Source organism: Mesorhizobium loti, from assembly GCF_013170705.1.
Classification (GTDB): domain Bacteria; phylum Pseudomonadota; class Alphaproteobacteria; order Rhizobiales; family Rhizobiaceae; genus Mesorhizobium; species Mesorhizobium loti_D.
The window spans coordinates 6479988-6495499 of record NZ_CP033334.1; the positions used below are offsets into that span (position 1 = coordinate 6479988).

The following is a 15512-nucleotide window of genomic DNA, read 5'->3' on the forward strand; positions in this document are numbered from 1 at the left end:
AAGGAAGGAAGGAAGTACCTCGAAGTCCCGTTTGTTATGCGAGAGATTTCTGCACATTGGCGGGCACAGCATCGCTCCATTGCCGTATGACATACTGCCATGTAATATAACAGGCCGTTTCATTTCACGATCTCCAGCCGCTCTCAGCAACGCCGAGATGCGTCTCGTTTGGCCAGCGGAAGCTGCGATTACGGTGGCAAGCCGGATGCAATAGCTATTAGAAACTTAGCGCAGATCGTCACCATTGGGAATAAACTTCCGTTAAATCAGGCTTCTAAATGTTAAATTCATTTTTAAAGTATAACGGCCAAATTTCTATTCATTGACGATTGCAAAGATTCTGTTTCGCATCATAATGCCAAAGCGGGGGTATGAGCGTTTCGGCGAATGAAATTGCCTCCCATTGCGACGAGGATTCAGGCGATCCTGGACTATATCCGCAAGCGTTGTCCCTGGGTGAAGCATCCGTTCGCCGACGGCGCCTATGACAGGCTAAAGCTCATGAATAAGGCCGCCGACCTGGACTTCGTGGTAGAGATCATCCGCAGATCCGACGACCAGAAGGGCTTCCAGATCCTGCCCCGCCGCAGCGCATCGATATCTCGCAAGCCAATGGGTGATGCAGTTTGAAGGAGGAAAGCAATGACAATGAATCCGCTGGCAATCGATCTCGGGAAACAATCATTCCATCTGCATGGCATCGCCAATGACGGTGTTATCGTGTCGCAGAAAGTCAGCCGACGCCGGGCCCAGCATCAGCGGAGAACAGCCATGACAGAATATATCGGTCTCGACGTATCGATGAAAGAGACGGCAGTGTCGATCCGCCGTGGAGGCGAACGGATCTGGCGCGGAAAGTGCACATCTGATCCCAACATCATTGCCGAGCTTGTCCGCAAGCGGGCACAGGCCGCAAAGCGCATCGTATTCGAAACCGGCCCGCTGTCGGTATGGTCATATCATTCCCTGCGCAGCGAGGGGTTGCCAGCAGTCTGCATCGACGCTCGCCATGCCAAAGCTGCACTTGATATGGCGGCGAACAAGACGGAGGCGAACGATGCCGACGGTTTGGCGCATCTTGCTGAAGTTGGGTTCTTTCTCGCGAGGTGCGCGTTAAAGGCTTCGACAGCATGTTGATCCGCACGCTCGTGGCAGCACGCACCCGACTGGTCCGGATCACCGTCGAGCTTTCCAACCAGATCCGAGGGATCGTGAAAACGTTTGGCCTGCTCGTCCCAGCAGTAAGGGAACTACATTCGAAAAGAACGTCCGGAGCCTTCTTATCGATCAGAACGAGCTTGTTCGTATCGTGCTACCATGCTGGAGGCCTGGCGCAGCATTCGCATTCGCGCCGCCGAGGTCGGGCGCCAACTGCTTGCGGATGCTCGTCAAAGCCAAGCCTGCCGCACCCTGATGTCGATACCCGGCATCGGCGTGATCACCGCGACCTCTTTCGTCACCGCCATTGAGGATCCAAACAACTTCAAGAAGTCCCGCTCTGTCGCGGCTTGGATCGGCCTGACAACCCGCCGATACCAATCGGGAGAAGTCGATTATGATGGCCATATATCCCGGCGCGGGGATCGACATCTGCGGGGGCTTCTCTACGAAGCCGCGGCGGTTATCCTGACACACTGTTCGACCGAAAGCAGCGTACGCGATCCAAAGACCGAGTTTACCAATGGCCTCAATGACAGTAATTCTGGACTGGCATTAAGCAATTGGATTTGCGTGGAATTTAGGCGTCCTTGTTGGTCAACCCGCTTACGTCGGCCAACGGATTGGTCAACCCAAGACGTCAGGATTGGTAAACCACCGAGGCAGCAGCCCTATCGAGCAAGGTCCGTGCGCGGTAAGATTATTTGAGCCTTTCCAAACGCCCGAAGCCGATACTCATTTGCCGAGTGGGCCATGTCGCGTCGGTAACGAGAGTCGGACAGTACGAGCAGCCTCCGCGCCGGAAAGGACGAGTTGGAGATGTCCGCCTGGCACGCCGCAATATAACATATTGGCTGCGGTCGCCCACCAAAAGGACCGTTCGGTATGGCAGCGCCTTCGACCCCCCGTCCTCTCCATAAATACCAGGGCGAACGACGATCTCCCCGAGGATGAAGCACCGGCTCTACAACCACTGGCAAAATGTATGAGCCCCTGCGTGGACAGCAGAATACGGCTGCATCGCTCGTGAGATCGCCGGGGAAATAGCATCTCTCAGCTTCAGGTCGACGCGGAGATGAATGCGCCGCCGAAACAGCCCCTTCGCTTGGCAGGCGGCCCAAAAGACGAATTCAGTTTCTCAGAGAATTGAAGACCGTGAGGAGGCCAGCAGCGCTATGGCCTGATTTTGGGTGCGCACGCCGAGCTTCTTCTTAGCGTTGTCCAAATGGAAAGCGGCGGTGCGCGGATTGACGCCCAAGATGTGGCCGATAGCCCAGGCTGACTTGCCGCGCGCGGCCCACTGCAGGCACTCATATTCGCGCGGTGTCAGCGAAATGCCATCCACTGTTCGGTCACCCGGCAGCTTGCGGCGAACGCAAATGTGAAAACAGGTCGCCAAGAGCTGAAGAGCTTGTTCATACTGTTCAGCCACCCGGAGAAATGCCGGATTGGGCTCATCAGCGGCAAAAGTGATCGCAGCAATGCAGCCGCGAAGATCGACAATCGGGATTGTCAAACCGCAGCGGATGCTGAACTGGGCCGCCTCATCAATCAACTGCTGTTGAGCTGGCGACATCTTAATGCCACACAAATCCGATCCCCATAGAAACGGGTAGCCGCCAAACCGCGCGCGCAAGACGACAGGATCGAGTTTCTCATACCGCTTTTCCAGATACTGCTTGGTCCAGCGAGATGGATAGTTCGAGATCAAGCTGGGTTTGCCGGAAGGTTGTGAGGGTAAAGACAGGTAGGCAAAGGTGCGTAGATCAAGTTCTGCGGCCGCGCGAGCCATGGCATCCCGGAAATCTGCCTCATCGACACTCTCGGACAGCTGTTCCAGAAATGTCTCGAATATAGGTGGCATGTTCTTCGTCATTATCCTGACTCGATCCCTTCATCTGTCTGCTGCCCGCCACCCTACCTGTAGACCGCCACCATAAGCCGGCCCGCATAACCGCGGCCTGTTTCGCGGGCATTGGCCGGCTGAGCGTCTTTACAGAATGCCGCGACGCTTCCACTATCTTCGCACCAGTCATCGCCAACTGCAGCTACGCTGGACTCTTCGAACGACCATCTCCGAGACGCTACGGCATCTTCCCCACGCAATAGTGCAATCGGAGTATCTTGTTGGGATTGGATGAAAGAAATGAAATCATCGCCGCCCCTTCATCATGCAATTGTGAGAAGTCATCCTGCGCCACCATGGTCGGGCGGCATCAAAGCCGTCATCAATCCAATGGTTGCCACGTGAACGTCGGTCGGCACGAAGAAGAGGACAACGGAGAGGCGCATCCTTGGCGCTTTGGGCGCTATGATCCGGAACGCCTTGTTGCGCCACTTTCTGTTTGTCAGTGGACAGATCGACTCCAACATTGGCATTCGTAGAGGTGCCGCTGTTCTCCGCTAAATTCAAATACCAAGCTATCATCTTAAGCCGGCCCCAACCCAAGCCGGCACTATCGCTCGACACTGCTGCGGCGACATTCCATTAAAGGCTCTGAAGCACTTTGCGAAGTGCGAAGCAGACATGAACCCGCAGGCGATGGCAACGTCGATGATGGGCATCCGCGTGCCTTCGATCAGGCGCTTCGCATGGTCTGTGCGAATCCGGAGATAATGACGCACCGGCGGAAGTCCTATATGGGAAGCGAACAAGCGTTCGAGCTGGCGCCGCGATACTCCGGCCCGTTGCGCGACCTCGTCCATTGCCAGCGGGAACTCCACATTTTCTTCCATGATCCGCATTGCCATCAGGAGCTTGTCGCTCACACCGGCAAAGGCTAGACCCGATGGCCCGGTCTGGCGGTTTGATCCTGAGCGCTGACCTTGGACAGTCGCGTGGCGGCAGACCTCCTGTGCAATATACCCGCCGGCGTGGCTGCCGATCAGATCGATTGCCAGATCGAAGGCTGCCAGTTCTCCTGCGCAGGTTGAATACTGGCCGTCCTTGACAAACAAGGAATCGCTTATGCGGGGCTGGTTGAACACTTCGGCGAAAGCAGCGAGCCGCGACCAGTGTATCGTGCAGCGTGTGCCTGCCAGAAGGCCCGTCCGCGCAAGCAGCCATGTCGCTGTCCCAACCGCTGATATCGGAATTCCGCGACGCGCCATCGTTCGCAGAAATCCGTTCAGCTCTGGCGTCAGTTGCCGTTCTACCGGCTCGCCCGTCACGATAGCGAGCTGGTTCGGTCTGCGATCGTCCGAGCCGAAAACCAGCTCGTCTATTGCGACATCAACGGCAACCGAAAGGCCGTTGGCGCCCTCGATTGGCCGAACGTCAAGCCCCGCGATTCGCCACCTGAACAGCGGCAGCCTCGATACCGTGTTGGCGATGCGAAAGGGTTCGATATAGGCGTGAAGCGCCAGGTGCGAGAAGCCGGGTAACACCAGAACCACTAGGTCAAACGGTCGATCGGCCGCCGCCGAAATTTTCGGCGTGGCCAACGATTTCATTGCGTTGATGTTGGCGGGTGCGTTCATCAGGACCCGTGGGTAGCTACCGGCTCGCCGAAGATGCCGGGTACCGGTTTAATGCCGAGGCCTGGCAGTTGCGGTACGGCGATATGGCCCTTTTCGATCACGATAGGGTTCTTCGTGTCGAAATGTCCTTCGATATATTCCTGCGCGATCCAGGCGCCTTCCATGCGGCGCGGTTCGACGGTCGCCGCAAGATGGACGCACGCCGCCGCGATGATGTCGCCGCCCCAGGCGTCGTCGCAGCTGTGCGGGAGTGAGCGGATGGCACAAAGGTCGCGCACGGTCGTCATCTTCGTGAGACCGCCCAGGCGCGTGACCTTGAAGCCGAAGCCATCCGCGATGCCTAGCGAGATCGCTCGAAGCACGACATTCTGATCCTCCGTGTTCTCGTCCAGATAGACCGGGTGTGTCACGCGGCCCCTGAGCGTCGCGGCTTCGTCCATAGTGTTGCAGGGCTGTTCGAAAACAAACGGGATCGCCTGGCAGAGCCGATCGAGATGAATGGCGGAGGCCGCGGTTAGACCTCTATTGCCGTCCACGGCGATGCGGGCTTTGTAGCCGACCGCCTCCCAAACCTTGTGAACGGTGGCCACATCCTCTTCGAGATTGCGTCCAGCTATTTTCACCTGCAGCCGTGGATACCCTGACTTCACCTTGTCGGCAGCAATCTTGGCCGTTTCGTCCGGCCGGCCAACAATCAGCGAATAGTATGAGGGGACGCGGTCGGTCAGCGCACCACCCAGCAATGTCGAGACCGGCACACCCAGCCGCTGGCCGAGCAGGTCGAGAAACGCCATGTCGAACGCGGCCTTGGCATAGCCATGTCCGTCCAGCCGCTCGTCCATTCGTTTCGCAAGAGACCTGATCGATGCAACTTCCTCACCGATGAGCCCCGGCGCAATCTCAGCAATCGCTGCGCGTGCGCCCAGTGCATGATGCGGCTGGTAAACGGGCCCGACCGGGCAGGTCTCACCCCAGCCCGTCAGCCCGTCATCGGCCACAATCTCCACGAGGGTGCTGTCAAGCGCGTCGACGTCATCGCTTGCCATTCGATAAGTGCCGCCTTTGACAGGCAGCTGGATCTTATAGACGTTGATCCGGTCAATGCGCATGAGGATGCTCAGTATTCCTCGTTGAGCGCGTCGACGGCTGGGATTTCCCGCGAGCGACGATCGATATACGCGCGCAATTCCTCGTCCTTCGCGACGTCTACCTTGGGTTCTTGATATTCGGCCAGAAGATGGCGAGCATGATCGAGGGCGCGTTGCTTGATGTCCTTGGAGCCATCAGCGTACCACTGCTCGATCGAGTTATTGTCAAAGAGTTTCGGGATAAAGAAGGCCTTCTCGAAGTTCGCCTGTGTATGCGGATGTCCAAAGTAGTGGCCGCCCGGCCCGACATCTCGCACCGCAGCAAGGGCTTCGTCGAAGTCGTCCCATTGAATGCCCTGCGCCATTCGGTAGCCCATGGAGCAGACCTCGGCATCGACGACGAACTTCGCGATCGAGCAGTGCATGCCAGCTTCGTTCCAGCCGGCCGAGTGCCAGATGTAATTTGCGCCCGACATCAGCACAGCCATCATGGTCATGGCGCTTTCGTAGCCGGCCTGGGCATCGAAGACCTTGGCGCCGCCGAGCAGGTTCGAGGTACGCCACGGCACATTGTAGCGGCGCGCCATCTGCCCGATCATGAAGTTCATGAGGGATATCTCTGGCGTTCCAGCCATCGGAGCCCCCGACTGCATCGACACGGTCGACAGGTAATGCCCGTAGATCGCAGGGCAGCCTTTGCGCACCACCTGCGTGTAGGCGAGTGCCGAAAGCGCCTCCGCATTGAGCTGCGCCACGGCCGCCGCGGTGGACGCTGGCGTGTTCGCGCCGCCGAGAACGAAGGGCGAGCACAACACGGGCTGATTGCGCCGGCAGAAAGCACGCATGCCACCCAGCATGACCTGGTCCCACACGAGCGGCGAATTGCCGTTGCAGTTTCCGGTGGTTACTGCATGCTTCTCGAGGAAGCCCTCGCCAAAAAGGATTTCGCACATGTCGAGCACGTCCTCGGCATTCTTGGGCGAAGTGGTCATTCCCATGAATATCTTGTCGGAGTGCTTCATCGACGAATACGTGATGTGCAGGTGCCGATGAGCGACAACAATGTCCATTGGTTCGACGATATGGTGCGCCGATGAATGCAATGCCGGCATCATGTGCGCCAGCTTATGGAAGGTCCCAAGGTCCGCGATCGTCGGGCCACGCCTGACGTCGTCGAGGTCGCGCATGTAAGGCGCGCCGGTCATCGGCACGAAGATAGATTTGTCGCCGCCGAGTTCGACATTCTTCGCTGGATTCCGCGCGAAATACTCAACCGTGGGAGGGATGGTCTTGATGAGCTCCATCACCAGACCGCGGTCGAGATGAACACGGTCATCCGCACGCACGTCGGCGCCGGCCTTCTTCCAGTCCTCGATCGCGATCGGGTCGCGGAATACCACGCCCACCTCTTCCAGAATCGCGAGCGAGGCCTCGTGAATGCGCTCAACCTGCTCGACATCCATCGGTTCCACAACGGGCAAGCCGCGCTTCAGCGTCGGCAACATGTCGATCTTAGGCGCCGTGCGGATCGTTCGCCGCGCTTCCCGCCCTCCTCTGCGAGAAACTTGCAGTTGAGCAGTCATGCTGGTCTTCCTCCAGACAAAATCGAGGGCTCAAAAAACCTGAACCGCGCGCTACTATTGCCGCGACAGAAGATTTGACCTACTGCAAAAGTCTCACGCGGCTGTTGAGTAAAGCGCCGCCGTAAGCGTATCCAACTGGCAGAGCGCGAGGGGCAGGGCAGCATAAGGCATCGCAGACCTGAGCTTACCAGCTTCTGAGATCCTGTATTGGATGCAGCTCCTCGCGGGTGCTATCACGTGCGGGGATTCAGCTTGTTGCAACTTAAGTCGGTCGCATACCAATCTTGAAGCCGCTATATCCCATGGCAGCCACTTCGTCGCAGATCCGTTGATACGTTGGCAGGCCACCCACGTATGGCAGGAATACCGCACGCTTTCCCGCAATGTTGGCGCCGAGGTACCAAGATTTCGCTTGAGGATACAATGTTCCCTCGACCGCTTTCTGAACTTGCTCCATCCATGTCTCTTCAGCTGACGAAGTGGCTTCTATATACTCGCCGTCCACTTTCAATAAATGCACAATGCAACTAGCTATCCATTCAACATTATCTTCGATCGCAACTATAACATTGGTCAACACTGATGGACTGCCGGGTCCCGTAACGACAAAAAGGTTTGGAAACCCGGAGCTCATAAGGCCAAGAAATGTATTCGGCCCATCGCGCCACTTTTCTCTAAGTGAGAGTCCGTGGCGACCAACAATATCGATCTTGCTCAGTGCGCCCGTAATAGCATCAAACCCAGTCGCCAAAACCAAACTGTTCAGTTTGAAAAAATCAAGCCCGGCTGTTATTCCATCCGAACCCATATCGCGGATCGGATTCGCACGGAGGTCAACCAGGGTGACGTTCTCGCGATTGAAGGTCTCGAAATATTTTGTATCGGAGCATATGCGTTTGGCACCGATAGGATGATCCATCGGTATTAAGAGCTCGGCGACTGTCGGATTTTCAACAACCGTGCGGATTTTGTCTCGAACGAATTGAGCGGCCGTTTCGTTTGCCTCTACGTCTCTCAGCAAATCTGAATATGCCACCGTAAGACCGGTTCCTCCTTGAGCCCATCGCCGCTCGAATTCCTGATTTCGCTCCTCCGGAGACGCAGCCAATGCGGATTTCGCACCGACCTGGCATAAAATTCCGGCAGGCATCGAACGTGCCATTGCACGCCGCTCAGCATAGTTCTTTTTCCAGGACCGCTCGTATTCGGAATCCATCGCCCGATTTCGCGCGGGTACGCTGAAATTTGGCGTACGCTGAAACACGTATAGGTGTTTGGCCTGCGCTGCGATCTCCGGTATCACCTGTATACCCGAAGATCCCGTGCCGATCACTCCTACGGTCTGACCGGAGAAATTGACCGCCTCATGAGGCCAATTGCCCGTGTGATAGACCCGACCCTTGAAAGTATCCAAACCACGGATGTTCGGAGTTTGGGCAGCGGACAAACAGCCCGTCGCCATCACGCACCACTTAGCCCGAAACTGCGTTCCTCGATCAGTCGACACGAGCCATCGGCAGTCTTCTTCGCGATAGACCGCGCCTATGACTCGGGTGTCGAATTCTATGTCGGGCAGAAGATTGAATTTCTTCGCCACGTAGTTCGCATAGGCCAGAATCTCCGGTTGCGACGCGTACCGTTCGGCCCAGCGCCATTCTTGCTGAAGCTCCTCCGAGAACGAGTAGGAGTACTGCATACTTTCAACGTCGCAGCGGGCGCCCGGATAACGGTTCCAAAACCACGTTCCGCCAACCCCCGCCGCCGCCTCCAGTACGACGGCCGACAGACCCAAAGAACGAAGTCGGTGCAGCATGTACATTCCAGCAAAGCCGGCACCGACGATGATGACGTCGAATGAGATGGCGGGTGCGCTGCCGCTAACGCGTCTCGCACTAGTGGCGCCTGCCATCGATGACTCCTTTATTGTGAATGGGGCTCATTGTGAATGGGGCGCATTGTGAATGGGGCGCATTGTTAATGAATCTCGTGGATCGAAACAATGGATTGTCTCAAGAAATAGAATCAACCCCCTCGTTACATTTCCGCAGGAACTGAAGCGCGGGATGCGCCGGCGGGCGCTCACCACGATCAACTTTCGGCCGGATCGGTGGAACTGCGCTGCATTGTCGCCTCGCCTCACTCGAAGCGCATTCGGCGGATATGACGCGATGCTGGCAATCATCAACATCTTGCTGTTTGCAGAAAAAGTCGCGTCGCAGTTGAGTTTATTTCGGTTGCGATACGCAATGCCGACAAGCTACCTGATGTGCAAAGCTGTTCACGTAATGTGCAGACTCTCTTTCGGAGGCTGGATCAATGATGTCGGCGTCGATCCGACCACGATCTAGCACCAAGAGCGTCGTTCGCGGCCTTCGGCGGCCGGACTTTCGGGCCAGGCGGACCGGTGTTCGACATCGACGGCCTGCAAAGCTGCGTAGCGCGTTCGTGCTGGCGGAGGCCCCAGGCTTCAGCCGTCACCAGTTTCCGTGAATGCGCTTCGGCCGTTCACACCGGTGAGGTTGCTCGTCTTGCGATCCGCGCCTCTTTGTTTGCACATCGGAGCTACGTTACATGATGCAGTTGGACGGTGATAAGAAACTGGAGGCCTATCGACGGATGCTCCGCATCCGTCGTTTCGAGGAAGAGGGGATGCGCCTGTTCAAAGGCGGCAAAATCCCCGGTAATTTCCATGCGAGTGTGGGTCAGGAAGCCGCCATCGTCGGGGCATGTATTGCCCTACGAAACGATGACGCAATGACCGGGACGCATCGTTCGCACGGCCATCCGATCGGGAAGGGTGGGCGTCTAGACGTCCTCATGGCCGAGCTGATGGGAAAGGAGGGTGGCATTTGCAAGGGACGCGGCGGTTCGATGCACCTTGCTGACAGGTCGGTCGGCATCATCAGCGAATCGGGCATCGTTGGCGGAGGCATTCCGCTGGCGACGGGGTGCGCGTTTAGCGCCAAGGTGCGGGGCGTCGATCAGGTAACTCTTTGCTTTTTTGGTGATGGCGCAGTGAACCAGGGCACCTTCCATGAGAGTCTCAACATGGCCTCCCTTTGGAAGCTTCCAGTCATATATCTTTGCGAAAACAACGGGTATGCAATCACCACCTCGGTGGCGCAGAGTCATGGGCAGCCGGACATTGCTCTTCGGGCGGCTGGTTATGGCATGCCAGGAGTGGCGGTTGACGGGCAAGATCTGAGTGCCGTCTATCAAGCTACGGCTCAGGCCGTCGCGAGAGCACGCGCTGGCGAGGGCCCAACCCTCATAGTCGCCAATACGTATCGTTTCGATGAGCACAACTTTGGCTTGGCGGTTCCGGGCGAACCTTATCGATCGGCTGAAGAAGTAGAGGCCTACAAACGCGACCGCGATCCGATTGTGCTCTATCGCGCTATACTTATCGATGAAGGCCTAAAAGAAGAGAGTTTGAGATCAATCGAGGATGAGGTGGTCGCAGCTGTCAAGCAGGCTATACAATTTGGCTTGGCCAGCCCCATGCCTCGGCCCGAGTCTCGGGCCGACTATATGTTCAATACACCGCTTATTGGCCACAATAGTTTCGTGACTGGGCTAGGGAGGAACTAATCATTATGGATAACGCCCAGAAACTCGCCGCGACGCCAGCCGCGTATGTTCAAATGACCTATCTTGAAGCGATCGTCCAGGCGCAGTTAGAGGAAATGGATCGCGATGAACGCGTAGTTCTGCTGGGAGAGGACGTTCCGATTTACGGTGGTCACAAGCTCATAGAACGGTTTGGCAAGAACAGGGTTTGGAACTTGCCTATTTCAGAAGGCGGTTTTACCGGCCTCGGAATCGGTGCTGCCATCAACGGCTTGCGGCCTATCGTCGACCTCACAATCGCCAGCTTTGTCTATCTCGCCTCGGATCAGATCATCAACCAAGCTTCCAAATTGCAGTATATGACCGGAGGCCAGATCGACATCCCGATCGTGTTTCGCTGCTCGATGTACTCAGTCGGCTCCAAGGCGGCGCAGCATGCCGACCGGCCCTATCCGCTTTTCATGAATATTCCGGGTCTCAAGATCATTTGCCCGACCAACGCCGCTGACATCAAGGGGCTGATGAAATCAGCAATTCGCGATGGCGATCCTGTACTCGTCTTCGAAGATGCCCGCCTCTGGGCACTCAAGGGTGATGTGCCCACAGATCCGGACTACGTCATCCCGATTGGCAAGGCGGATGTGAAGCGTGAAGGAAAGGACGTGACCCTCGTCGCCATTGCAGGCGCCATCCGGCCGACCATGGAAGCTGTCGACGCACTGGCAGAAGAAGGCATTTCGGTTGAGGTGATCGATCCACGTACGTTGAAGCCGCTTGATCATGACACCATCAAGACGTCGGTCGCCAAGACCGGACGGCTTGTGATTGTCGAAAATGCGCACCGTGTCTGCAACGTTGGCAGTGAAATCGCCGCCGTGATGGCGGAAGAAGCGTTCGATCTGCTGAAACGACCTATTCTTCGTGTATGCGCTCCAGACATTCACGTCCCCTTCAGTCCGTCGATCGAGAAGGATTTCTTCCCAACCAAGGATCACATCATAGCGGCTGTGCGACGGTTGCTCTAACAACCCAGGACACTTGAATAGGATGGAAACAAAGATGACAACCGACATTATCCTACCTTCCAGCGGAATGGGTATCGAGGAAGCTACAATCGTCCGTTGGTTGAAAAGCGTCGGAGACGAGGTCGTGGAGGGCGAGCCGGTCGCTGAAGTCGAGACCGCCAAAGCCACCGTGGAGGTCGAAGCGCCGGCGAGCGGCAGATTGGCGACGATCGTGGCACCGGAGGGCAAGACCGTCGAGATCAACGCCATTATCGGAACGATTGAAGACTAATGTCGCGGTCGTTCACCGAGGTCCCACTGACACCGTTGCGGAAAGCCATAGCCGCACGAATGACGTACGCCAATCAGACAATTCCACATTTCCGGCTTGTGGCTAATATTGAAGTCGATGCTCTTTTGCGTTGGCGGGCAGCAATCAACGAAGCTAACCCGGTCGCGAAAATATCGGTCAATGATTGTTTCATCAAGGCGGTTGCGGTGTCGTTGATCGACACCCCCGCGCTCAACGCCCAGATGACGGAGACTGCGATACACCGATTTCACAGTGCCGACATTTCCGTGGTGATCGCCGTTGAAGGTGGGCTTGCCACTCCGGTGGTGCGCGGCGCAGATGTGAAATCGGTGGTGAGTATATCTGCGGAAGTGAGGGACTTCGCCGAGCGAGCAGGTCGAAACGCACTCAAGATGAGCGAGATTTCCGGCGGGTCGTTCAGCATATCCAATCTTGGCGGCTATGGCGTCGAACAATTCGATGCAATTATAAACCCGCCACAATGCGCCATTTTGGCCATAGGAAGTGCCAGCCCCCGAGTCGTTGCCGATCGTAGCGGCAAAACGCAAATCGCAACAATGCTGACTTGCACGCTGTCCGTTGACCATCGTGCTGTTGACGGAGTTGAAGCGAGCAAATTCCTGCAGAGCTTGCGCGGCGCCGTTTCAGACCCGGACAGATTGCGATGAGTTGGAGCCCCTCCATCTCCTTTCGTGACGCGCTGCGGTTGGCAATAGAGTTTCGGGGCCAGGCTCTCGGGCCCTCAGCGCGACGGCCGTCCTAAGGCCAAAAGATGGTCACTGTCCTCGACACGATCGCCGATGCACCGCGGCTGCGGCACCCGGAAAAGGCGCACAAGCCCGACCAGGACGTGCTGCGCAAGCCCGACTGGATCCGCGTCAAGGCGCCGGTCTCGAAAGGCTATGCCGAGACCCGCGAGATCGTGAAGTCACACAAGCTGGTGACGGTCTGCGAAGAGGCCGGTTGTCCCAACATCGGCGAGTGCTGGGAAAAGAAGCACGCGACCTTCATGATCATGGGCGAGATCTGCACGCGCTCCTGCACCTTCTGCAATGTCGCCACCGGCATTCCAACCGCACTCGATGCCGATGAGCCGGCCCGCGTCGCGCATGCGGTCAAGCAGATGGGCCTGACCCATGTCGTCATCACCTCGGTCGACCGGGACGATCTCGCCGATGGCGGTGCGCAGCATTTTGCCCGGGTCATCGGCGCCATCAGGGCGGCGACGCCATTGACGACGATCGAAATCCTGACGCCGGATTTCCTGCGCAAGGAAGGCGCTCTGGAGATCGTCGTGGCGGCCAAGCCTGACGTCTTCAACCACAATCTGGAAACCGTGCCGTCGAACTACCTGACGGTTCGGCCGGGTGCGCGCTACTTCCACTCGATCAGGCTGCTGCAGCGGGTCAAGGAACTCGACCCATCGATCTTCACCAAGTCCGGCATCATGGTTGGGCTGGGCGAAGAGCGGAACGAGATCCTGCAGCTGATGGACGATCTGCGCTCGGCCAATGTCGACTTCATGACCATCGGCCAGTATCTGCAGCCGTCGAAGAAGCACCATCCGGTGATCCGCTTCGTCACGCCGGAGGAGTTCAAGTCGTTCGCGACGATCGGCCGGACCAAGGATTTCCTGCTGGTGGCGTCGAGCCCGCTGACGCGTTCGTCGCATCACGCCGGCGACGATTTCGCCAGGTTGCGCGCGGCGCGGCCACAACGGTCTCGGAGCAAGAACGGTCTTGTCAGGCACGCTCCGCTCGCCGTGTAGGTCCTTCCACGGATCTGTTCGGTGCTCGCGTCGAAATTGGAACGGCGATCGGCACAAATACTGTTGCGCGTAGCCTGGTTGCGGCGGGCAGTCCGCGCCTTGGAGCTCGTCAGGCCGGCTCATCGTGCCGAACAGCGAGGGGGCTAGCGGCGGTTAACGGCGGAGTCGACTGCAATCTCAAGCGCGCCCAATCTCGCAGCTATCGCGAGCGGCTCCCCGGAAAAAGCCAACGCAGATTACCGCTTGAGCAGCTTGCTTGGTGACGCTGCCTTAAAGCAACTATTCCGCAGTCATCAAAAAACTCAACCGCCACGTATTTTTTTTTCCGATCTATTTTATCGGCGCGGGTGCTAAGACCACCTAGGGAAGAGGCCTTTCAGATCCAAGCGTTTAAGTCCGACTGAAACGTGCGACTCCCGTGCCGCTCAATTCGCCAAGGATCCAGGAGTCAACCGCCAGGCAGATCGACGACAATGGACGGTCGGTGATGATTGTTAGCAGGGATAGCACAGAGGCTATCCTGCTTGAATGAGCCCAAAGAAGAAAAAATGCAAACGATAGGGAGTATAGATTATGAAGTCGCTGTTACGCACCATCCTGCTGAGTTCTGTTTTGCTCTCTCCCACCGCGTTTGCCGGCGAGAAAGTGACGCCGGCGTGGGATGGCATCACTGAAAACCTCATGCAGACTTACATTGTCGATGAGGGATTGAGGCAGCTCGGGTACGATGTGGTAGAGCCCGTCCAGCTTCAGATTCAACTGGCTTACGTTGCAATCGCAAAAGGGGACGCGACGTTCTTTGCTGCGTATGCAGAGCCGATCCACGACCAATATATAAAGGAAAACGGAGGAGAGGCCGTATTGACTCGCCTCGGACACGTCTCCGCGGACAATATACAGGGCTATTTGATCGACAAGAAGACGGCGGACGCGAATGGTATCAAGTATATAGAGGATCTTAAGGATCCGGAGAAGGCGAAGCTATTCGATATCGATGGCAATGGCAAAGCTGATCTTTATGGGTGTGAGCCGGGCTGGGGGTGCGAGGTAATTATTGAGCATCACCTCGACGCATATGGGCTACGGGATACTGTCGAAGAGAAGCAAGGCGGTTATTTTGCGATCATTCCGGACGCGATCGAACGCATAAAAGAAGGGAAGCCCACGCTATACTATACCTGGACGCCGCTATGGGTATCCAGCATTCTGCAGCCTGGAAAAGACGTCGTTTTTCTTAACGTGAAGAAGACCGAGTTACCCCAGGGCCAGACAGCCAGCACGACAATCCCCGGCCTAGGAAATCTTGGGTTTCCGATGATCCAGCAAAGGATTGTTGCAGCTACGGCTTTTGTCAAAGACAATCCATCAGCGAAGAAATTCTTCGAGCTCGTTGCAATCCCTCTCGACGACCTGAACGCAGAAGATCTGCGAATCTACAAAGGTGAGAGCTCCAACGATCAGATCAAACAGCGCGCATCGGAGTGGATTTCTACCAACAAAGCCAAGTGGGATGAATGGATCTCCCAGGCGAAGGCTGCACACTAGCTA

General features: G+C 56.9%; 12 protein-coding genes and 3 pseudogenes. 10 read left to right on the plus strand and 5 right to left on the minus strand.

Annotated elements, in window-relative coordinates:
• Positions 1-417: 417 nt before the first annotated feature.
• The 3 pseudogenes from EB815_RS31535 to EB815_RS31540 form a co-directional block, all read left to right on the plus strand.
• Positions 418-588, plus strand: a pseudogene (locus tag EB815_RS31535) (IS5/IS1182 family transposase); the annotation flags it as partial.
• Positions 589-642: 54 nt separating this feature from the next.
• Positions 643-747, plus strand: a pseudogene (locus tag EB815_RS34315) (IS110 family transposase); the annotation flags it as partial.
• Between the two features lie 24 nt (positions 748-771).
• Positions 772-1866, plus strand: a pseudogene (locus tag EB815_RS31540) (IS110 family transposase).
• Between the two features lie 430 nt (positions 1867-2296).
• Here the strand turns inward: EB815_RS31540 and EB815_RS31545 are convergent.
• The 5 genes from EB815_RS31545 to EB815_RS31565 all read right to left on the minus strand — a co-directional run bounded on the left by EB815_RS31545 (position 2297) and on the right by EB815_RS31565 (position 9218).
• Positions 2297-3022, minus strand: coding sequence for a helix-turn-helix transcriptional regulator (locus EB815_RS31545; RefSeq protein ID WP_432430892.1), 726 nt, complete (start codon positions 3020-3022; stop codon positions 2297-2299).
• A gap of 560 nt (positions 3023-3582) precedes the next feature.
• Positions 3583-4638 carry a GlxA family transcriptional regulator gene (locus tag EB815_RS31550; RefSeq protein WP_065005200.1) on the minus strand — a complete coding sequence of 352 codons (1056 nt, stop codon included), beginning with the start codon at positions 4636-4638 and terminating at the stop codon, positions 3583-3585.
• Positions 4638-5747: a mandelate racemase/muconate lactonizing enzyme family protein gene (locus EB815_RS31555; RefSeq protein WP_065005201.1), complete on the minus strand. Its 1110-nt coding sequence runs from the start codon at positions 5745-5747 to the stop codon at positions 4638-4640. Before EB815_RS31555 ends, EB815_RS31550 begins: the two co-directional genes overlap by 1 nt.
• Before the next feature lie 8 nt (positions 5748-5755).
• Positions 5756-7309, minus strand: a complete 1554-nt coding sequence (locus EB815_RS31560; RefSeq protein WP_065005202.1) for a trimethylamine methyltransferase family protein — start codon at positions 7307-7309, stop codon at positions 5756-5758.
• Positions 7310-7571: 262 nt separating this feature from the next.
• Entirely contained in the window at positions 7572-9218 is a 1647-nt protein-coding gene (locus tag EB815_RS31565) for a flavin-containing monooxygenase (protein ID WP_065005203.1), read from the minus strand.
• Positions 9219-9270: 52 nt separating this feature from the next.
• Here EB815_RS31565 and EB815_RS31570 point away from each other — a divergent pair, with 52 nt between their 5' ends.
• From EB815_RS31570 to proX, 7 genes are all read left to right on the plus strand, one after another.
• Positions 9271-9657: a hypothetical protein gene (locus EB815_RS31570; protein ID WP_155767366.1), complete on the plus strand. Its 387-nt coding sequence runs from the start codon at positions 9271-9273 to the stop codon at positions 9655-9657.
• A 223-nt stretch (positions 9658-9880) separates the two neighbouring features.
• Positions 9881-10900 (plus strand): thiamine pyrophosphate-dependent dehydrogenase E1 component subunit alpha, encoded by a 1020-nt coding sequence (locus EB815_RS31575; RefSeq protein WP_245303338.1) that lies wholly within the window; start codon positions 9881-9883, stop codon positions 10898-10900.
• Positions 10901-10905: 5 nt separating this feature from the next.
• Positions 10906-11904: an alpha-ketoacid dehydrogenase subunit beta gene (locus EB815_RS31580; RefSeq protein WP_065005205.1), complete on the plus strand. Its 999-nt coding sequence runs from the start codon at positions 10906-10908 to the stop codon at positions 11902-11904.
• A 34-nt stretch (positions 11905-11938) separates the two neighbouring features.
• Positions 11939-12175, plus strand: a complete 237-nt coding sequence (locus tag EB815_RS31585) for a biotin/lipoyl-containing protein (RefSeq protein WP_065005222.1) — start codon at positions 11939-11941, stop codon at positions 12173-12175.
• Between the two features lie 59 nt (positions 12176-12234).
• Positions 12235-12864 carry a 2-oxo acid dehydrogenase subunit E2 gene (locus EB815_RS31590; RefSeq protein WP_245303339.1) on the plus strand — a complete coding sequence of 210 codons (630 nt, stop codon included), beginning with the start codon at positions 12235-12237 and terminating at the stop codon, positions 12862-12864.
• A gap of 104 nt (positions 12865-12968) precedes the next feature.
• Positions 12969-13964 (plus strand): lipoyl synthase, encoded by a 996-nt coding sequence (gene lipA / locus EB815_RS31595; protein WP_065005207.1) that lies wholly within the window; start codon positions 12969-12971, stop codon positions 13962-13964.
• Between the two features lie 573 nt (positions 13965-14537).
• Positions 14538-15509: a glycine betaine/L-proline ABC transporter substrate-binding protein ProX gene (gene proX, locus EB815_RS31600; RefSeq protein WP_081294831.1), complete on the plus strand. Its 972-nt coding sequence runs from the start codon at positions 14538-14540 to the stop codon at positions 15507-15509.
• The last annotated feature ends 3 nt before the right edge of the window (positions 15510-15512 follow it).